At 60.6% G+C, this 18466-nt stretch carries 19 protein-coding genes; 10 read left to right on the top strand and 9 right to left on the bottom strand.

Going from position 1 to position 18466, the window contains the following annotated elements; all coding sequences use genetic code 11:
- Positions 1–160 precede the first annotated feature (160 nt).
- Positions 161–2854, bottom strand: a complete 2694-nt coding sequence (gene acnA / locus ACI2KA_RS11965) for an aconitate hydratase AcnA (protein WP_404502231.1) — start codon at positions 2852–2854, stop codon at positions 161–163.
- Between the two features lie 271 nt (positions 2855–3125).
- Between acnA and ccmA the strand changes: the two genes are divergently transcribed.
- The 5 genes from ccmA (at position 3126) to ACI2KA_RS11940 (ending at position 6060) form a co-directional block, all read left to right on the top strand.
- Entirely contained in the window at positions 3126–3767 is a 642-nt protein-coding gene (gene ccmA / locus ACI2KA_RS11960; protein WP_404502229.1) for a heme ABC exporter ATP-binding protein CcmA, read from the top strand.
- On the top strand, positions 3767–4444 hold the full coding sequence (gene ccmB / locus ACI2KA_RS11955) for a heme exporter protein CcmB (protein WP_404502493.1): 678 nt from the start codon (positions 3767–3769) through the stop codon (positions 4442–4444). The genes ccmA and ccmB overlap by 1 nt, the downstream gene beginning before the upstream one ends.
- A 74-nt stretch (positions 4445–4518) precedes the next feature.
- A complete protein-coding gene (locus ACI2KA_RS11950) occupies positions 4519–5280 on the top strand; it encodes a heme ABC transporter permease (RefSeq protein WP_404502227.1) in 762 nt (253 codons plus the stop codon).
- Positions 5281–5284: 4 nt separating this feature from the next.
- Positions 5285–5458, top strand: a complete 174-nt coding sequence (gene ccmD / locus ACI2KA_RS11945; RefSeq protein ID WP_404502225.1) for a heme exporter protein CcmD — start codon at positions 5285–5287, stop codon at positions 5456–5458.
- Entirely contained in the window at positions 5455–6060 is a 606-nt protein-coding gene (locus tag ACI2KA_RS11940; protein WP_404502223.1) for a DsbE family thiol:disulfide interchange protein, read from the top strand. Before ccmD ends, ACI2KA_RS11940 begins: the two co-directional genes overlap by 4 nt.
- Positions 6061–6079: 19 nt before the next feature.
- Here ACI2KA_RS11940 and ACI2KA_RS11935 read toward each other — a convergent pair whose 3' ends face one another.
- From ACI2KA_RS11935 to ACI2KA_RS11905, 7 genes are all read right to left on the bottom strand, one after another.
- The gene (locus ACI2KA_RS11935; protein WP_404502221.1) at positions 6080–7261 is read right to left on the bottom strand and encodes a diguanylate cyclase; all 1182 of its coding nucleotides are present in this window, start codon (positions 7259–7261) and stop codon (positions 6080–6082) included.
- Positions 7262–7382: 121 nt separating this feature from the next.
- Positions 7383–7973 carry a DUF2585 domain-containing protein gene (locus ACI2KA_RS11930; protein WP_404502219.1) on the bottom strand — a complete coding sequence of 197 codons (591 nt, stop codon included), beginning with the start codon at positions 7971–7973 and terminating at the stop codon, positions 7383–7385.
- On the bottom strand, positions 7970–8620 hold the full coding sequence (locus ACI2KA_RS11925; protein ID WP_404502217.1) for a septation protein A: 651 nt from the start codon (positions 8618–8620) through the stop codon (positions 7970–7972). The genes ACI2KA_RS11930 and ACI2KA_RS11925 overlap by 4 nt, the downstream gene beginning before the upstream one ends.
- Before the next feature lie 2 nt (positions 8621–8622).
- A complete protein-coding gene (gene ftsY, locus ACI2KA_RS11920) occupies positions 8623–10059 on the bottom strand; it encodes a signal recognition particle-docking protein FtsY (protein ID WP_404502215.1) in 1437 nt (478 codons plus the stop codon).
- 32 nt (positions 10060–10091) lie between these two features.
- The gene (gene mtaB, locus ACI2KA_RS11915; RefSeq protein WP_404502213.1) at positions 10092–11366 is read right to left on the bottom strand and encodes a tRNA (N(6)-L-threonylcarbamoyladenosine(37)-C(2))-methylthiotransferase MtaB; all 1275 of its coding nucleotides are present in this window, start codon (positions 11364–11366) and stop codon (positions 10092–10094) included.
- Positions 11363–12265 (bottom strand): diaminopimelate epimerase, encoded by a 903-nt coding sequence (gene dapF, locus ACI2KA_RS11910; protein WP_404502211.1) that lies wholly within the window; start codon positions 12263–12265, stop codon positions 11363–11365. The genes mtaB and dapF overlap by 4 nt, the downstream gene beginning before the upstream one ends.
- A gap of 123 nt (positions 12266–12388) precedes the next feature.
- Positions 12389–13459 (bottom strand): MBL fold metallo-hydrolase, encoded by a 1071-nt coding sequence (locus ACI2KA_RS11905; RefSeq protein ID WP_404502209.1) that lies wholly within the window; start codon positions 13457–13459, stop codon positions 12389–12391.
- A gap of 326 nt (positions 13460–13785) precedes the next feature.
- Between ACI2KA_RS11905 and ffh the strand changes: the two genes are divergently transcribed.
- The 5 genes from ffh to trmD all read left to right on the top strand — a co-directional run bounded on the left by ffh (position 13786) and on the right by trmD (position 17483).
- The gene (ffh, locus tag ACI2KA_RS11900) at positions 13786–15354 is read left to right on the top strand and encodes a signal recognition particle protein (RefSeq protein ID WP_404502207.1); all 1569 of its coding nucleotides are present in this window, start codon (positions 13786–13788) and stop codon (positions 15352–15354) included.
- Positions 15355–15365: 11 nt separating this feature from the next.
- Positions 15366–15683, top strand: a complete 318-nt coding sequence (locus ACI2KA_RS11895) for a chorismate mutase (protein WP_003520511.1) — start codon at positions 15366–15368, stop codon at positions 15681–15683.
- Positions 15684–15716: 33 nt separating this feature from the next.
- On the top strand, positions 15717–16094 hold the full coding sequence (gene rpsP / locus ACI2KA_RS11890; RefSeq protein WP_003520510.1) for a 30S ribosomal protein S16: 378 nt from the start codon (positions 15717–15719) through the stop codon (positions 16092–16094).
- A gap of 120 nt (positions 16095–16214) precedes the next feature.
- Entirely contained in the window at positions 16215–16781 is a 567-nt protein-coding gene (gene rimM, locus ACI2KA_RS11885; RefSeq protein WP_404502204.1) for a ribosome maturation factor RimM, read from the top strand.
- Between the two features lie 3 nt (positions 16782–16784).
- A complete protein-coding gene (gene trmD, locus ACI2KA_RS11880) occupies positions 16785–17483 on the top strand; it encodes a tRNA (guanosine(37)-N1)-methyltransferase TrmD (protein ID WP_404502202.1) in 699 nt (232 codons plus the stop codon).
- Here trmD and ACI2KA_RS11875 read toward each other — a convergent pair.
- Positions 17465–18211, bottom strand: coding sequence for a sulfite exporter TauE/SafE family protein (locus ACI2KA_RS11875; RefSeq protein ID WP_404502200.1), 747 nt, complete (start codon positions 18209–18211; stop codon positions 17465–17467). The genes trmD and ACI2KA_RS11875 overlap by 19 nt on opposite strands.
- Positions 18212–18466: the final 255 nt, after the last annotated feature.

The following is an 18466-nucleotide window of genomic DNA, read 5'->3' as shown; positions in this document are numbered from 1 at the left end:
TTGATGCGATCAATCCTGCTGGATGCAGATCGGAAAATAACGTCTATTGCCCTTCAATAGAAAGTCACGAAGGGGTGAGCGGCAATCACAAAACTATAGGCCCTGATACAGGAAAAACGCCGGAATTTCTCCCGGCGTCTTTTGGTATTCTCGTTTTTTTTCAAGCGGCCAGATCGCGAAGAACGGTCTGCAGAATGCCGCCATTGTTCATGTAGATCACCTCGTCCAGCGTATCGATGCGGCACAGAAGCGGAACTTCCTTCACCGAACCGTCGCTGTAGGTAATCTTGGCGATCTTCTTTTCACGCGGCTTGATCTCGCCTTCGAGGCCGTCGATCTCGACGATTTCGTCGCCCTTGAGATCGAGGCTCGCCCAGGTCGTGCCGTCCTCGAAGACGAAAGGAACGACGCCCATGCCGACCAGGTTCGAACGGTGAATACGTTCGAAGGACTGCGCGATCACGGCCTTCACGCCGAGCAGGTTGGTGCCCTTCGCCGCCCAGTCGCGGGACGAACCGTTGCCATATTCGACACCGGCGAAGATGACGAGCGGAACGCCCTCCGCCTTGTATTTCATGGCCGCGTCATAGATCGACATCTCTTCCTTGGACGGATAGTGGATGGTGTAGCCACCCTCCTTGCCGTTCGGGCCGAGCATGTGGTTGCGGATGCGAATATTGGCAAAGGTGCCGCGCATCATCACTTCATGGTTGCCACGACGTGTGCCGTACTGGTTGAAGTCGGCAACGGCAACGCCATGTTCCGTCAGATAGGCGCCGGCCGGCGAAGCCGCCTTGATCGAACCGGCCGGAGAAATATGGTCGGTGGTGATCTTGTCGCCGAAGAGACCGAGGACGCGCGCACCCTTGATATTCTTCAAGCCGGAACCGGTCTTGCCCATGCCGACAAAATAGGGCGGGTTCTGAACATAGGTCGACTGATCGTCCCAGGCATAGGTCTGGCCCGGCGGAACCTGAACGGCCTGCCAGTTCGCGTCACCCTTGAACACGTCGGCATACTTCGTTTCATACAGTTCGCGCGTGACGTATTTCAGGATGAATTCCTGGATTTCCTTCGAGGTGGGCCAGATATCCTTGAGATAAACCGGGTTGCCATTCTGATCGTCGCCGATCGGCTCCTTCGTCAGGTCCTTCTGCACCGTACCGGCAAGGGCATAGGCCACGACGAGCGGCGGCGAGGCCAGGTAGTTCGCCTGCACATCCGGCGAGATACGGCCTTCGAAGTTGCGGTTGCCGGAAAGAACACCGGCGGTGATCAGGCCCTTGTCGTTGATCGTCTTTGAGATCGCCGGCGGCAGCGGACCGGAATTGCCGATGCAGGTCGTGCAGCCGAAGCCGACAAGGTTGAAGCCGATTGCATCGAGATCCTTCTGCAGGCCGGACTTGTCGAGATATTCCGCGACGACCTGCGATCCGGGCGCGAGCGACGTCTTCACCCACGGTTTGGATTTCAGCCCCTTGGCAACAGCGTTACGGGCAAGAAGACCTGCCGCGATGAGAACAGAGGGGTTGGAAGTGTTGGTGCAGGAGGTGATGGCGGCAATCGCCACGTCGCCGTGACCGAGATCGAAAGCTTCGCCTTCGACCGCATAGCGGTTCGAAAGCTGGCCGGGCTTCTTGTAGTCGTTTTCAAGCGCGGTTGCGAAATTCGGCGCGATGGTTTCGAGCGGCAGGCGGCCTTCCGGACGCTTTGGGCCGGCCATGGACGGCACGACGTCGCCGAGGTCGAGTTCCAGCGTATCCGTGAAGACGAGGTCGGAACCGTCGCCGGTGCGCCACATGTCCTGCGCCTTGGAATAGGCTTCGACGAGCGCGATGCGATCCTTGGCGCGGCCGGACATGGTCAGGTAATTGATGGTCTCGCCGTCAACCGGGAAGAAACCGCAGGTCGCACCATATTCCGGACCCATATTGCCGATGGTCGCACGGTCGGCGAGAGACATCGAATCGAGGCCAGGGCCAAAGAATTCGACAAATTTGGAGACGACACCTTTTTTGCGCAGCATCTGAACCACGGTCAGCACGAGGTCGGTCGCGGTCACGCCCTCCTTCACCTTGCCGGTCAGCTTGAAGCCGATGACTTCCGGCAGAAGCATGGAGACCGGCTGGCCAAGCATGGCCGCTTCAGCCTCGATGCCGCCGACGCCCCAGCCGAGAACGCCGAGACCATTGATCATGGTTGTGTGCGAATCGGTGCCGACGCAGGTATCCGGATAAGCGATCGTCTCGCCATCCTCTTCCTTCGTCCAGACGGTCTGGCCGAGATATTCGAGGTTGACCTGGTGACAGATGCCGGTGCCGGGCGGAACCACGCGGAAATTCTTGAACGCCTGCTGGCCCCACTTCAGGAAGCGGTAACGCTCGCCATTGCGCTCGTATTCCAGTTCGACATTGCGGGCAAAGGCGCTCGGCGTGCCGAATTCGTCGACGATGACCGAGTGGTCGATGACGAGGTCGACGGGAACCAGCGGGTTGATCTTTTCCGGGTCACCGCCGAGAGCCTTGATGCCGTCACGCATGGCGGCAAGGTCGACCACGGCGGGAACGCCGGTAAAGTCCTGCATGAGAACGCGGGCGGGGCGATAGGCGATTTCGGTTTCGGTCAGGCCCTTGTTGTTCAGCCATTCGGAAACCGCCAGAATGTGTTCCTTGGTGACGGACTGGCCGTCCTCGAAACGCAGCAGGTTTTCCAGAAGAACCTTCATGGAATAGGGCAGCCTGGAAACGCCCTTCAGGCCGTTGGCTTCAGCCTTGGGGAGGCTGAAATAGACGTAATCCTTACCATCCACGGTAAGGACGGAACGACATTGGAAACTGTCGAGTGATTTGGGCATGGATAAAAACCCCGCTTACTCTGATAGCCAACACGTGCGTGCGGACACCTATGCACTCATGCACATCAGGATGCGGGTACGACCATTTCCGCTGTCCGCACGTGAAAATTGCTCCTCGCAATTGTCAAGTCCGGCGCAAGATGATGTTCACGCCGGCCGCTGGCGTGTTGACACCCATATAGATAATTTCTCTAAAACGTGCCAGACCATTCAACGAAGCTAATCGATTTTTTTATGATCGAGACGATGAAATCGTAATCGGAACCGCAGCATGGATTTGACGGCGGAAAATCTCGGCGTGAGACGCGGCGAAGATTTCATATTCATGAATATTTCCTTCAAGTTAAGTGACGGCGAAGCTCTGGTGCTGACCGGCCGCAACGGCTCGGGAAAATCCACGCTTCTGCGCACGGTGGCCGGCCTGCTGCGCCCGGAACAGGGTCGGGTAAAGATAGCCGGCGAAGGAATGGAAGCCGAGATGCGCCCGTCGGAAGCCTGTCATTATCTCGGCCACCGCAATGCGATGAAAACGGAACTGACCGTCTCGGAAAATCTGAGTTTCTGGAGAGACTTCCTCGGCGATTTTCCCGGCGGCGCGGGCATCGCGATCGACGAGGCCGCGGAAATTGTCGGCCTCACCGGCATTACCCACCTTCCCTTCGGTTATCTCTCCGCGGGTCAGCAGCGGCGTTTTGCCATGGCGAAACTTTTGATCGCCTGGCGGCCGGTGTGGATTCTCGATGAGCCGACGGCGGCGCTCGACAAGGCTGCGGACGGGATGTTTACCGGTCTCGTGAAAAACCATCTTGAGAAAGGCGGCATTGTCCTGGCGGCGACCCATCAGCCATTGGGATTGGAGAATGCCCGGGAATTGCGGATGACGGGGTTTGCGGGCGTGGAGGCTTGGGCATGATGGGTTTGCGGGCGTGGTTTACCCCCCTCCTCCTCCGCGATATCAAACTCTCCATCCGCGCCGGCGGCGGCGCGCTGATCGGCGTGCTGTTCTTCATGACCGTGGTTGCCGTCATCCCCTTCGGCGTCGGCCCCGATCTCAACCTGCTCGCCCGCATCGGCCCGGCCATCGTCTGGATCGGCGCGCTCCTGTCCGCCCTTCTCGGCCTCGACAGGCTGTTTCAGGCCGAGCGGGATGATGGCTCCCTCGATCTCATCCTGATGCAGGAAACCCCGCTGGTGCTGACCGTCCTTGTCAAATGCCTGGCGCATTGGGTGGCGACCGGCCTGCCGCTGGTGCTGGCCTCGCCGCTGCTCGGCCTGTTCATGAATATGGACGAGGTGGCGATCGGCGCCGTGATGCTCACCCTGCTCGTCGGTTCACCGGCCATCACCTTCATCGGCGCAGTGGGTGCGGCGGTCGCCGTCGCCCTGCCGCGCGGCGGCCTTCTGGTCTCCATCCTCGTCCTGCCGCTTGCCATTCCGGTCCTGATCTTCGGTGTCAGCGCCTCTTATGCGGCGGTGCAGGACCCGGCGCCCTTCATGCCGCCTTTCCTCATTCTGTGCGCGATCACATTATTTTCAGCCGTGACCGGCCCTTTCTTTGCCGCTTTGGCACTGCGCAATGGTATGGATTGAGGAAACCGCGCCAGACGATCCCCTGTTGACAGGGATCAATTGCGGGGCGGCCATTCTCGGGTTACACAAACGGCATGAACGAGCAGACCTTCAGCATCACCAAATTCAGCGATCTCGCCAATCCCACCCGGTTTCTGGCGCTGGCGGCACGCATTCTGCCCTGGCTCGCTGTGCTCACCGCGCTGGTGCTGGCCGCCGGTCTTTATCTGTCCTTTACCACCGAAGGCGATTACCAGCAGGGTTATACGGTGCGTATCATGTATGTGCACGTGCCCTCGGCCTGGCTGGCGATGATGTGTTATTCTGTCATGGCGGTCTCCGCCATCGGCACCCTCGTCTGGCGCCATCCGCTGGCGGATGTCAGCCATAAGGCCGCAGCCCCCATCGGGGCGGCCTTCACACTGATTGCCCTCGTCACCGGCTCGCTTTGGGGCAAACCCATGTGGGGAACCTGGTGGGTGTGGGATGCGCGACTGACATCCGTCTTCGTGCTTTTCCTGATGTATCTCGGATTGATTGCGCTTAACCGCGCCATGGACGATCCCTCCAGAGCCGCCCGCGTCAGCGCCGTGCTTATCCTCGTCGGTTTTGTGAATATTCCCATCATCAAATTCTCGGTCGAGTGGTGGAATACGCTGCACCAGCCGGCAAGCGTCATCCGCATGGGCGGCTCCGCCATCGATGCGGAATTTCTCCGGCCGCTTCTGACCATGGCTGTCGGTTTCACGCTGCTGTTCTTCACCTTGCACATTGCCGCCATGCGCAACGAAATCTGGCGCCGACGCGTGGCCGCGCAACGGCGGCTTGCCGCGCGCATGGCGAACCGGGAGGGCTGAGGCGATGACACACGCCTTTTATATCGGCATGTCCTATGCGGCGACCGGGCTTGTCGTCCTCTGTCTCATCGCCTGGGTCGTCATGGACGGTCAGGCGCGCAAACGGGAACTGCGGGAACTGGAGGCTTCCGGCGTGCGCCGCAGAGCGAGAGCCGGCGCCGCCGGTGACGCGCAATGACGCAGGCCGGCCAGGATCACGACACCAAAACCAAAACGACGGGCCGCAGCCGTTATGTGCTGGCGTTGCTGCCGCTTTTGCTTTTCGGCGGCTTTGCCCTTATCGCCGGCAAGATGCTCTATGATCAGGATGTCAACGGGCTGGATATCAGCGCCATTCCATCAGCGCTGATCGGAACGAAGGCACCCTCCCTGTCTCTGCCGCCGCTGGAGGGCTCGAACCTGCCGGCACTGACCGATGCCGCGATCAAGGGCAAGCTGACGCTGGTCAACGTCTTCGCCTCCTGGTGCATTCCCTGCCGGCAGGAACACCCGCTGCTTCAGGAACTGGCCAAAGACAACCGTATCACCGTCGTCGGCATCAATTACAAAGACAGGCAGGACAATGCGCTTCGTTTCCTCGGTGAACTCGGCAATCCTTTTGCCGCGATAGGCGTGGATCCGAACGGCAAGGCGGCAATCGACTGGGGTGTCTATGGCATTCCCGAAAGTTATCTGGTCGGCGCGGATGGCACGATCCTTTATAAGAAGGTCGGCCCCTTCGACGCCCGCAGTATTGAACGTGACCTGCTGCCGGCCATTGCGGCCGCAGCCGGAAAATGACCGCCGTATCTTAAAGGTCTCACGCCTTGGTAATGACCCTGAGTGAAGGGCCTTCGGCAGGCAACCGTATGCCTTCCAGCACAACCTGATCGCGACCGCCGCGCTTTGCGGAATAAAGGCTGTCATCCGCCCGCTTGATGGCGTCGTGAACGGAATGATCTCCTCTCGCAACAGCCGAAACGCCGAAGCTCGCCGTGATCTGGCTGCCGACGCCCCGGTTGCGCCAATCGAGCGATGAAAGGCCGACACGCATGCGGCTGGCGAGCTGACCGGCTTCGGCAGCCGTCTGGCCGGGTACGAACACCACGAATTCCTCACCGCCAAAACGCGCCACCGGCGCATCCTCCGGCGCATTTCGCCTGAGAAGCTCCGCTAGACCGATAAGAACGATATCCCCGGCGGCATGGCCATACACATCATTGATATGTTTGAAATGGTCTATATCGCAGGCAATGATCGAGCCGTCCGGCGTATCGGTGCGGAAATCGGGAACGCGCCGGTCAAAGCCGCGGCGGTTCAGCACATCCGTCAGCGGATCGTGTTCCGCCGCATGCAGATGCCGGTCGACGGTGACGGAAATCTGGCTCGCAAGCACAGACAGCGCGAGCAGGAAACCGAATATGCTCGCCGCAAGCTGCATGTAGAAGGCATAGTCCGACTGGAAGAACTCGCTCAACTCGATCATCGAGCCGTTCGGCGTCATCACAAGCAGCATGACGATACGCACCAGCGTCTCCAGCACCACGAACGAAGCGATCGCCACCATCAGCCTGTCGGCAAGCGCAATAGGTCGCTTGCGCACGAGCCAGACCGGAAAAGCGAGCAACAGGGCGCAGACAAGATCACCGATGACGAGTTCGCGCTTCAGATCCGGCGTGACGACCACATGGAACGAGACCAGCGCCACCGCAACGAGCACGACCGACAGCCGAACCTTGGTATAAAGCGGCCGCTGGAAATGCGTGAGCAGCGCGTGGCCATAGAGGAAGAAGGCAGAGAAGAACAGCAGGTTCGAAAGGATCGCCTGGATTTCGAAAGGCAGGCCGCCGAGCACGAGCGGCGTTGCAAAACCGAAAGCCGCCGAAAGATATCCGATACCCCAGTAGCGTGCCGAAGCGTGACCGATCCTCTGCAGGAACAGGAACACCACACCAAATGTCAGCATGATGAAGGGGAGAAGATAGGCGAAGTTATCTTGCAATGGGTTCTGCCGGAGGGAGAGACAAGCCTTTGAAGCCGGACGTTACCGCAATGCCATTAAGAAAACCTGCATATATTGCCCGGCTTCCTCGCCTTTCGGGCTGAAATGCCCGCGCACCCGTTCACATTTGCGGGAGCGCGTTCTGCCATTCCTTGATCGCGTCCACCGGCCAGACCAGCATGATCACGTTCAGCGTCAGATTATCGCGGATCAGCCAACCGGTGAATATCTCGAAAAAGATGGCGATCGCCACGGTCAGCCACACCGGCACGCGGGCGGCGAAGAGGAAACCCAGCACCATGAAAACCGTGTCCATCGCCGAGTTCAATATGCTGTCGCCGGTATAACCCAGTGCCATGGTCGCCGTACGGTAGCGATCGATGATGATCGGCGAGTTTTCGAGGATTTCCCAGGCCGCCTCCACCAGAACCGCGAGAGAAAGCCGCATGGAAAGCGGCTTGTTGCGGAACAGGAGCCAGGCGAACCAATAGAACAGGAAACCGTGAATGATATGCGAGGGCGTATACCAGTCGGCGAGGTGCTGGGAATTGCCCGGCGTGTTCACGCCCGGCTCGAACAGCTTCACATAACCGCATTCGCAGATCGGAATGCGGCCCATGGCATAAAGAATGACGATCTGTAGGAGAAGCAGTCCGGCGGCCACACCGAACCATTTGAGCGAACGGGAAGCCGGCATCTCCGCAACTGTCATTTTTCGTCCTTGTTGAGCGGTTCCAGCGAATGACGCATCACGAGCGGCATCTGCGCCATGGTGAAGATGATGGTGATCGGCATGGTGCCCCACACCTTGAAGGCAACCCAGGCATCGGTGGAGAACATGCGCCACACCACCTCGTTCAGCACTGCGAGAACAAGGAAGAATACGCCCCAGCGCAGCGTCAGCTTGCGCCAGCCCTCATCCGTCAGCCTGAAGGCCGAATTGAAGACATAACCCAGCAGCGACTGGCCGAAGAACAGGCCGCCCAGCAGAATGACACCGAACAGCGTGTTGACGATGGTCGGCTTCATCTTGATGAAGGTGTCGTTCTGCAGCCACAGCGTCAGCGCACCGAACACAAACACCACGATGCCGGAAATCAGCGGCATGATCGGCAGTTTGCGCGTCAGCACCCATGAAACGGAGAGTGCAACAGCCGTCGCGATCATGAACAGGCCGGTGGCGATGAAAATCGGCCCGCCGAATTCCGTCAGCACCGGGAAGGTGGAGGCCAGCCATTCGCCGCGGGAATTGGCAAAGAAGAACACCATGAGCGGGCCAAGCTCGAGCACGAATTTCAGGAGCGGGCTGATTTCCGCCACCATCTTTTCGCTTTCCTTGGAATTGCTTTCAATATCCATACTCAAACTCCCGCAATCGCCTTGGCGAAATCTTCCGCCTCGAAGGGCTCCAGATCGTCCACACCTTCACCCACACCGATGAAATAGACCGGCAGCTTGTGCTTGGCAGCGATGGCGACGAGGATACCGCCCCGCGCCGTGCCATCCAATTTTGTCATAATCAGGCCCGAAACGCCCGCGACATTGCGGAATATTTCCACCTGGTTCATGGCGTTCTGTCCCGTCGTCGCATCTAGCGTCTGCAACACGGTGTGCGGCGCATCCGGATCGAGCTTGCCAAGCACGCGCACGATCTTTTCCAGCTCCGCCATCAGTTCCGTCTTGTTCTGCAGACGGCCGGCCGTATCGATGATGAGCACATCGCTTTTCTGCGCCCGCGCCTGCTCATAGGCGTCGTAGGCAAGCCCGGCCGCATCCGCGCCGAGTTTGGTGCCGATGAATTGCGAACCGGTGCGATCCGCCCAGATCTTCAGCTGCTCGATCGCCGCGGCGCGGAAGGTATCGCCCGCCGCCAGCATCACCTTGAGGCCCGAGCCCGAGAGCTTGGCGGCAAGCTTGCCGATGGTGGTCGTCTTGCCGGTACCGTTCACGCCGACGACGAGGATGACATGCGGCTTGTGCGAAAGATCGAGTTCCAGCGGCTTGGCCACGGGCTTCAGGACCTTGGTGATCTCGCCCGCCATGATGCGCGCGACATCTTCGCCGCTCACATCCTTGCCGTAACGTTCGGAAGACAGGGCGCCGGTGATGCGCATGGCGGTCTCGACGCCGAGATCCGACTGGATGAGAAGGTCTTCCAGCTCGTCGAGCGTGTCCTCGTCCAGCTTGCGTTTGGTGAACAACGCCGAAATCTGCGTGGTCAGCTGCGACGAGGTGCGGGCAAGACCGGCCCGCAGGCGCTGGAACCAGCTGAGTTTCGGTTCCGGCGCCGCAGCAACGGGCTCTTCACGCTCGCTTGCCGATGAAAAGCCCTTTGGCAAAGCCTGCGGCACGACAGAGGCCTCGGCAGCATCTGCGGACTCCGCCTCATCGAGCAGCGCATCCATGGCGTCAGCATCGAGCACGGCATCAACAGCTTCCGGCAAAGGCTCGGCCTGCTCTTCGGCAGCGGCTTCCGCCTGCAACAACGACAGCGGCACCAGCCCCATATCGCCGGAAAGCTCAGCACCGGGCAGAAGCGGCGCGTCCTCTTCATCCTCTTCTTCGTAAAGGGCCGCATCCAGCGTCTCATCCGGAGCAGGACCGCCGGCGGTCTCCATCTCCAGTTCGGAAACGGGATCCTCTTCGACAGGATGGTGGGTTTCGGCCTCGCTCAGCGCCGCTTCGAAGGAGGCGTTTTCGTTACCGCCTTCAGGCGCAGCTTCCTCTGGCGGCCGCTCGTCCACTTCGGCCTTATCCTTGCCGAATGAAAAGACTTTTTTGATGAAGCCGAGGGCCATGGTTGTTCCCGTGTCTCTTCTCTTGAGCCGCCTCAGGCCGCGTCCGCCGCCAGAAGCTTCATGTTCAGATGTTTGCCGTTGTGGCCGGTAATCGCAACCTGCGCAAGAGTGCGCGGGAGAAGATCAGGCGCCTCCACCAGCGTGAAATTGTTCGTATGGGCAAAACCGTTGTTTTCCACGAGGATCGTCTGCACCGAACCGACCATGCCTTGCAGATGCGCAAGCTTCAGCGCCTCGCCGCGGGCACGGAGCCTCGCTGCACGCTCCTTCACCAGCGCCCGGTCGAGCTGTGGCATTCGGGCCGCCGGCGTACCGGCACGGGGGCTGTAGGGAAAGACATGCAGGCTGGAAATGCCGCATTCTTCCGAAAGCGTGGCGGCATTCTCGAACATCTGTTCCGTCTCGGTCGGAAAACCGGCGATCATGTCCGCGCCGAAGGCGATGTCTGGCCGAAGCGACCGAACCTCACGACAGAAACGAATGGCATCGGCCCGTGAATGGCGGCGTTTCATGCGTTTCAGGATCATGTCGTCGCCATGCTGGAGGGAGAGATGCAGATGCGGCATGAAACGCGGCTCATCGGCAATCAGATCCATCAAATGGTGGTCGGCCTCGATACTGTCGATCGAGGAGAGGCGCAGGCGCAGAATATCAGGCACCTGCTTCAGCAATGTCTTGGCGAGGTAACCGAGGGAAGGTTCGCCGGGTAAGTCCGCGCCGTAGCTCGTGGCATCCACGCCGGTCAGCACGATCTCGCGATAACCGCTTTCGACGAGCCTGCGCGCCTGATCCACCACGGCACCCATCGGCACGGAGCGCGAATTGCCGCGCCCATAGGGAATGATGCAGAAGGTGCAGCGATGATCGCAGCCGTTCTGCACCTGAATGAAGGCGCGCACATGCCCGTCTATGTGTTTCACCATCTGCGGCGCGGTCGCCTTGATGCTCATGATATCGTTGACGCGCAGCTTTTCTTCCGCCGAAACGCCGAAATCCGGCAGCGCGCGATAGGAGGCGCTTTTCAGCTTCTCCTCGTTGCCCAGCACCGCATCCACCTCGGGCATTTCGGCAAAGGTCTGCTTTTCTGTCTGGGCGGCGCAGCCGGTAACGATGATGCGCGCATGCGGATTGTCGCGCCGGGCGCGGCGGATGGCCTGGCGCGCCTGCCGTACCGCCTCGCCCGTCACGGCGCAGGTATTGACCAGCACGGCATTGTTGAGACCCGCCTTTTCGGCCTCCGCCCGCATCACTTCCGATTCATAGGTGTTGAGACGGCAGCCGAAGGTTATGACCTCGACGCCGCTCATACGGCCCCCTGTTCGGCCGCCGCATCCCGCACCCAGGCGCCGGTGACGGGATCGACGGAACCGGACCATTCCCACTCGGCCGGGCCGGTCATGATGACATGATTGTCCTCACGCCAGTCAATCGTCAGCGGCACGCGGATGGGGCTGGAGGCGACATCGATCGTGACCTTCCGGCCTGTACGCCCCGTGCGGGCGGCGGAAACGGCTGAAGCGCAGGCGGCGGAACCGCAGGCAAGCGTCAAACCTGCGCCGCGCTCCCAGGTGCGGGTGCGCAGCGCGCTGTCGGAAATCACCTGTGCCAGCGTGATATTGGCCTTCTCCGGGAACATCGGGTGGTTTTCGAGAAGCGGCCCGAACCGTTCCAGATCGAACGCCATCGGATCGCGGTCCACCCAGAAAATCGCATGCGGGTTGCCCATGGACATGACGGCCGGCGAATGCAGGATCGGCGCGTCGATCGGCCCGATCTGCAATTCGATGCGGCTGGTATCGTGGAATTCCTCGGAGAGCGGAATGTCGCTCCAGCGAAAACGCGGCAGGCCCATATCGACGGAGATCATGCCGTCTTCATGCTCGACGGCATTCAGAATGCCGGCGACCGTCTGGAAGGTGAAGCTGGTCTTGCCCGTCTCGGAAGACAGCGCCTGCACCACGCAGCGCGTGCCGTTGCCGCAGGCCTGCGCCTTCGTGCCGTCGCAATTGAGGATGTCTATAAAGGCATCCGTGCCACTAACACGCGGATCGTGAATGGCCATGATCTGGTCGAACTGGGTGGCGGGATCGGCATTGAGCGCGATTGCTGCCGCCGGCGTGACCATATCTTTACGGCCGCGCATATCGACAACGAGAATCTTGTTGCCAAGCCCGTTCATCTTCGCAAATTCGACCGTGTCCGCCATCGCCTTGAACCTGAAAACTGCCTGAAACCGGATTGCATACGGGATTTTTCCCGCACTTTCGCCCTATATGGCGGAAAGGCCGGCAAATTACCAGACTGTTGCGGCGCAAACGCGGCGGCGGCCTTAGGCTGAAGGCACGTCGAAAACCTCGCCGGGGCGCATCGGCCGGAAACGGCTTTCCTCCACCCCCTGCTCCGCCAGCGCGGCCTTAAGCGCCGCAAGCGGCGCATCCACCGCCTCGTCGGTGAGCTGTACCGTACCCCAGTGATGGCCGCAGACATGCGCCGCACCGCAAAGCTTCATGCCCTCCACGGCCTCCGCCGGGTTCTGGTGCTGGCCCTTCATGAACCAGCGCGGTTCGTAGGCGCCGAAAGGCAGGTTGGCGAGGCGGAATTCGCCGTGTTTCTTGCGCGCGGCGTGATAGTTGAGGCCCTCATGGAATCCGGTATCGCCGATATGGTAGATTTTACCGCCCGGCGTTTCGATGACGAAGGCGGCCCAGAGCGCCATGCGCCGGTCGTTGAGACCGCGGGCTGACCAGTGGTGGCAGGGCTCGAAGTGAATTTTCACCGGACCTGTCTCCACCGCATCGCCCCAGTCGCCCACCGTGATACGCGCGGCCTCGACACCGGTGCGGATGATGGCGTCATTGCCAAGCGGCGTGATGAAAAGCGGCTTGTGCGCCACATGCAGCCGCTTCAGCGTTTCCATATCCAGATGGTCGTAATGATTATGCGTCACCAGAACCAGATCGATGGGCGGCAGATCCTCAAAACGGATGCCGGGCGGATTGACCCGCTTGGGACCGGCGAAGCTGAACGGGCTGGTACGTTGCGACCACACCGGGTCGACGAGAATATTCAGGCCCGCCGTCTGGATGAGGAAGGAGGCGTGGCCGACGAAGGTGACGCGCATGTCCCTGCCCTCGATCCGGGCTTCGGGTTTCGCGAAGGGAAAAGGACTCGGGTAGCTTTCCGGCCATGTGGCGCGCTGGCCATTGAAGCGCCATTTCAGCAGACCCATGAAATTGCCCGGCGGCGAGCCGCCGGGATTGAAGAAGCGTACCCCGTCGAAATGATCGGAGATCGGGCCGCTATAATAGGCGCTGGCATTCGAGCGGCGGGCATAAAGGCCGCCGCCCGCCAGAGCGAACAGACCAAGCGTGGAAAAACGAAAGAAGTTTCGACGGTTCATGACAAAGGTATAGGGAGCGGAATGGCGCCGTTCAAGCAGCGAGATTGGTGGCTCGCGGCCGATCACGCAAAGATGAAATGCAGGCTTTGTCGACCGCAGACCGGCATCGCCTTGACTTTTCCCGCACTTTCCTGTTTATCCCGCCCATCAGCTGGCAGTTTCATGACTCCAAGCCGCCGACCGGGACCCGCAAAGGTATAAAGAGATCCCGGAGGTCAACACCCGACAGCGCGATGCGCCCTCGGGTGCTTTTTGGCTTTGCGTCTTGTTTTTGGCAGCAAAAGCACCGACGTTTCGGAAACCCCGGAACGAAGAAGGAAGAAACGATGTTTGAAAACCTCCAGGACCGCCTTGGTTCCATTCTGAATGGACTGACCGGCCGTGGCGCGCTGACGGAAGCCGATGTTGCTGCCGCGCTCCGCGAGGTTCGCCGTGCGCTCCTGGAAGCGGACGTTGCACTGGAAGTCGTGCGTTCCTTCACCGACAGGGTGCGTGAAAAGGCCGTTGGTGCCGCCGTCCTGAAGTCCATCAAGCCCGGCCAGATGGTCGTCAAGATCGTGCATGACGAGCTTGTCGAAATGCTCGGCACCGAAGGCGTCTCGATCGACCTGCATGCGGCTGCCCCCGTCGTCATCATGATGGTGGGTCTACAGGGTTCTGGTAAAACCACGACCACCGGCAAGATCGCCAAGCGCCTGACCGACCGCGAGAAGAAGAAGGTGCTGATGGCATCTCTCGACACGCGTCGCCCGGCCGCACAGGAACAGCTTCGCCAGCTGGGCGTCCAGACCGGCGTCGACACGCTGCCGATCATCGCCAGCCAGTCGCCCACCGATATCGCCGCACGCGCCGTACAGGCTGCGAAACTCGGCGGCCATGACGTCGTGATCCTCGATACCGCCGGCCGCACCCATATCGACGAACCCTTGATGCTGGAAATGGCCGACATCAAGAAGAAGTCCAACCCGCATGAAATCCTGCTGGTCGCGGATTCGCTGACCGGTCAGGACGCCGTCAATCTGGCGCGCAATTTCGATGAGCGTGTCGGCATTACCGGTCTCGTGCTCACCCGCATGGATGGCGACGGACGCGGCGGTGCGGCTCTCTCCATGCGCGCCGTCACCGGCAAGCCGATCAAGCTGATCGGTATCGGCGAGCGCATGAACGAACTCGACGAGTTCCATCCGCGCCGTATCGCCGACCGTATTCTCGGCATGGGCGACATTGTCTCGCTGGTTGAAAAGGCCGCCGAAAACATCGATGCGGAAAAAGCCCGCGCCATGGCCGAGAAGATGGCCAAGGGCAAGTTCGACCTGAACGATCTCTCCGACCAGCTTGCCCAGATGAAGAAGATGGGCGGCATGGGCGGTATCATGGGACTGATGCCCGGCATGGCCGGCATGAAGGACAAGATGGCTTCGGCCGGCCTGAACGACAAGATGTTCGACCGCCAGATCGCGATCATCTCGTCGATGACCAAGGCCGAGCGCGCCAACCCGGATATTCTGAAGCACAGCCGCAAGAAGCGCATTGCCGCCGGTTCCGGCACCGATGCCGCCGAAATCAACAAGCTTCTGAAGATGCATCGCGGTATGGCCGACATGATGAAGGCCATGGGCGGCAAGGGCAAAGGCGGCATCATGAAGCAGATGATGGGCGGCCTTGCCGGCAAGATGGGCCTTGGCGGGCTTGGCGGCGGCATGCCTGACCTGTCGAATATCGATCCCAAGCAACTTGAAGCGCTCCAGAAGCAGGCGGAAGCTGCCGGCCTCGGCAAGCCGGGTGCGATGCCCGGTCTTGGTGGCCTGCCGGGTGGTTTGCCGGGTCTCGGTGGAGCCAAGCTGCCGGGTCTCGGCAGCATGCCGGGCCTGCCCGGCTTTCCGAAAAAGAAGTGAGGGGGACGCCAGTGAACAATGCAGAGGTGAAAGCCCAGCTTTCCGAATACCGCCAGTCGATCGACAATATTGATGCCGCACTGGTTCACATTCTTGCCGAACGTTTCCGCTGTACCAAGGCGGTGGGCGTGCTGAAGGCAAAGTACAATTTGCCGCCGGCCGACCCGGCGCGCGAGGAATACCAGATCGAACGCCTTCGCCACCTGGCGAAGGATGCCAATCTGGACCCGGATTTCGCCGAGAAGTTCTTGAACTTCATCATCAAGGAAGTCATCCGGCATCATGAAGCAATCGCCGCCGAACATGGCGGCACCGAAAAGACCGCCTGACCGGCGGACAAGCCATCCTAAGGAGTAAATGACATGGCACTTAAAATTCGTCTCGCACGCGGTGGTTCCAAGAAGCGCCCGTATTACCAGATCGTCGTTGCTGACGCCCGTTCGCCCCGCGACGGCCGTTTCCTCGAGAAGGTCGGTTCCTGGAACCCGATGCTCGGCAAGGACAACCCGCAGCGCGTTGAGCTGAAGGCTGACCTCATCAAGGAATGGATCGCCAAGGGCGCACAGCCGACCGACCGCGTTCTGCGCTTCCTCGCCGAAGCCGGCCTTGCCGAGCGCGCCGCTCGCAGCAACCCGGAAAAGGCAAAGCCGGGCAAGCGCGCTCTCGAGCGTATCGCTGAAAAGAAGCAGAAGGCTGAAGATGCAGCCGCTGCTGCTGCGGAAGCCTCTGCTGCAGAATAATCTGCACGGAAACTTTTGAGGAACGGGTGGCATGGTTTTCCATGCCGCCCGTTTTTTGTTTATTTTGGCGTCAACAAACCTTAAAGCTGACGCAACCAACACCAGAAGACGGACGGCCCGATGGCAAAGCTGGAAAACCCGGTACTCATGGCAAAGATCGGCGGCGCGCAGGGCCTGCGCGGCGAAGTCCGTGTCAGCACCTATACGGGCGATCCCCTGGCGCTCGGCGATTATGGCAATCTTGTCACCGCCGATGGCCGGGTCTTCGAAATTCTGGAATTGCGCGAAGGCAAGAATGTCGTTGTCGTCCGTTTTCGGGGCATCAATGACCGCAACGCGGCCGAAAGCCTGAACGGGCTGGAACTCTTCATCGAACGCGACAATCTGCCGGATGACGAGCTTGACGATGACGAGTTTTATTATGCCGATCTGGAAGGGCTGGAAGCCGTTGATGCCGAGGGCAAAAGCTACGGTGCCGTCAGCGCCGTCTATGATTTCGGCGCCGGCGATCTGCTGGAACTGAAAGGCGCCGGCCGTCGCCCCGCCCTCATCCCCTTTTCGGAGGCGGCCGTGCTTGAGATCGATCTGGAAGCCGGGCGCATCCTCATCGACCCGATGGCCGCCGGCCTGATCGACAATCCCGACGACAAGGACGAAACCGGCATATCGCCGTTCGGCAAGAAATAATCCATGACCTTCAAGGCGACCGTGCTGACGCTCTACCCGGAAATGTTTCCGGGGCATCTCCAATATTCGCTGGCCGGCAAGGCGCTGGAGCGGGAGCAATGGTCGCTGGAGGCCGTACAGATCCGCGAATTCGCCGCCGACAGGCACAGAAGCGTCGATGACACACCGGCAGGCGGCGGCGCCGGCATGGTGCTGAAACCCGACGTTCTGGCCGCGGCCATCGACCATGTTTCGAAAGGCGACACACGGCCGCGCCTGCTGATGAGCCCGCGCGGCAAGCCGCTGTCGCAGAACCGTGTGCGTGAACTCGCGGCGGGTGATGGCGCGATCATCGTCTGCGGCCGTTTCGAAGGCGTCGACCAGAGGGTCATCGAGGCGCGCGGGCTGGAGGAAGTGTCGATCGGCGATTACATCCTCTCGGGCGGTGAACCGGCGGCGCTGACGCTGCTGGACGCCGTCGTCCGCATCCTGCCGGGCGTCATGGGCAACGATCTTTCCGGCGTGCATGAGAGCTTCGAGGGCGGGTTGCTGGAACATCCGCATTATACCCGCCCGCAGGTATGGGAGGGCCGCGATATTCCCGCCGTCCTCACCTCAGGCAACCATGCCGCCATCGACAGGTGGCGGCACGAACAGGCGCTGAAGCTGACGCAGGAAAGGCGACCGGACCTCCTCGAAAAGGCTCAGGCCGAAACGAAATAATAGGCCGTCAGCACCAGCCCGACCGCAATCACCAGCCAGCGGATGATCCATTGCGGCACGCGCCTTGCCGTATGCACCCCCACATAGCCGCCAAGCGCGGCCGCCGGAAACATGATGAGCGCCGCCCACCAGGACACGACCCCGCCGCTGACGAAGATCGTGATTGCGATGACGGCGATCACCACCGACAACAGGTTCTTCAGCGCGTTCAGATGATGATAGCTGCCGCCGGAGGTCATCCCGAGGATGGCCAGCATCATGATGCCCATGCCCGCTCCGAAAAAACCGCCATAGATGGAGGCGAGCCCCTGAAAGACGAGGCTCGGCAGATTGCCGGGAGAGCGCTCCGCACTCGCCTTCGGCCGCAGCCATGGGCCGGCGGCGAAAACGGTGGTGGCAGCCAGAAGCAGCCATGGCACCAGCTGACGAAAGGATGGATTGTCGAGCGACAGCAGCAGCAGCGCCCCGGCCACCCCGCCGACGACGGACACGGCCGACAGCAGGATCGCCTCGCGCCAGTGGGCGCGGATTTCCGGGCCATAGGCGATCACCGACGTAATGTAACCCGGAAACTGCACGATAGCCGACGTGGCATTGGCGACAATGGGCGGCAGGCCGGCCAGCGTCATCGCCCCGAAGGTCAGGAAGGTGCCGCCACCGGCAATCGCATTGACGACGCCCGATAGAAAACCGGTCACAAACAGCATGAGAACGATGAATATGGACATGGCCCCTCCCAAGGTTCTGATGCCATATCCGCCGGCAAGCCACTGCGCAACCGCCGGAACACGAGGCACAATTGATAAAATATTGTCATGAAAGGGATGACAAACGGCGCATCTTCGTGTATGTGCCCGCGTGGAAATGGGAAATATCCCAACCGAAAGCAAAGAATGGCGAACCCGCTCCTGCCGCAAGGCATGGTCTGAAGGCATTGACCGACAGGCGAACCGTTGAGCGCTCTGGCTGTTTCAGAAGAAATC

Source organism: Agrobacterium sp. NPDC089420, from assembly GCF_044900305.1.
Taxonomy (GTDB): domain Bacteria; phylum Pseudomonadota; class Alphaproteobacteria; order Rhizobiales; family Rhizobiaceae; genus Agrobacterium.
Note: the sequence above shows the minus strand (reverse complement) of the source record. Positions and strands in the feature narration are given on the sequence as shown.

Excerpts from the sequence above, each read along its gene's own strand:
- acnA (WP_404502231.1), bottom strand. The coding sequence starts at position 2,854 with ATGCCCAAATCACTCGACAGTTTCCAATGTCGTTCCGTCCTTACCGTG.
- ccmA (WP_404502229.1), top strand. The coding sequence starts at position 3,126 with ATGGATTTGACGGCGGAAAATCTCGGCGTGAGACGCGGCGAAGATTTC.
- ccmB (WP_404502493.1), top strand. The coding sequence starts at position 3,767 with ATGGGTTTGCGGGCGTGGTTTACCCCCCTCCTCCTCCGCGATATCAAA.
- ACI2KA_RS11950 (WP_404502227.1), top strand. The coding sequence starts at position 4,519 with ATGAACGAGCAGACCTTCAGCATCACCAAATTCAGCGATCTCGCCAAT.
- ccmD (WP_404502225.1), top strand. The coding sequence starts at position 5,285 with ATGACACACGCCTTTTATATCGGCATGTCCTATGCGGCGACCGGGCTT.
- ACI2KA_RS11940 (WP_404502223.1), top strand. The coding sequence starts at position 5,455 with ATGACGCAGGCCGGCCAGGATCACGACACCAAAACCAAAACGACGGGC.
- ACI2KA_RS11930 (WP_404502219.1), bottom strand. The coding sequence starts at position 7,973 with ATGACAGTTGCGGAGATGCCGGCTTCCCGTTCGCTCAAATGGTTCGGT.
- ACI2KA_RS11925 (WP_404502217.1), bottom strand. The coding sequence starts at position 8,620 with ATGGATATTGAAAGCAATTCCAAGGAAAGCGAAAAGATGGTGGCGGAA.
- ftsY (WP_404502215.1), bottom strand. The coding sequence starts at position 10,059 with ATGGCCCTCGGCTTCATCAAAAAAGTCTTTTCATTCGGCAAGGATAAG.
- mtaB (WP_404502213.1), bottom strand. The coding sequence starts at position 11,366 with ATGAGCGGCGTCGAGGTCATAACCTTCGGCTGCCGTCTCAACACCTAT.
- dapF (WP_404502211.1), bottom strand. The coding sequence starts at position 12,265 with ATGGCGGACACGGTCGAATTTGCGAAGATGAACGGGCTTGGCAACAAG.
- ACI2KA_RS11905 (WP_404502209.1), bottom strand. The coding sequence starts at position 13,459 with ATGAACCGTCGAAACTTCTTTCGTTTTTCCACGCTTGGTCTGTTCGCT.
- ffh (WP_404502207.1), top strand. The coding sequence starts at position 13,786 with ATGTTTGAAAACCTCCAGGACCGCCTTGGTTCCATTCTGAATGGACTG.
- rpsP (WP_003520510.1), top strand. The coding sequence starts at position 15,717 with ATGGCACTTAAAATTCGTCTCGCACGCGGTGGTTCCAAGAAGCGCCCG.
- rimM (WP_404502204.1), top strand. The coding sequence starts at position 16,215 with ATGGCAAAGCTGGAAAACCCGGTACTCATGGCAAAGATCGGCGGCGCG.
- trmD (WP_404502202.1), top strand. The coding sequence starts at position 16,785 with ATGACCTTCAAGGCGACCGTGCTGACGCTCTACCCGGAAATGTTTCCG.
- ACI2KA_RS11875 (WP_404502200.1), bottom strand. The coding sequence starts at position 18,211 with ATGTCCATATTCATCGTTCTCATGCTGTTTGTGACCGGTTTTCTATCG.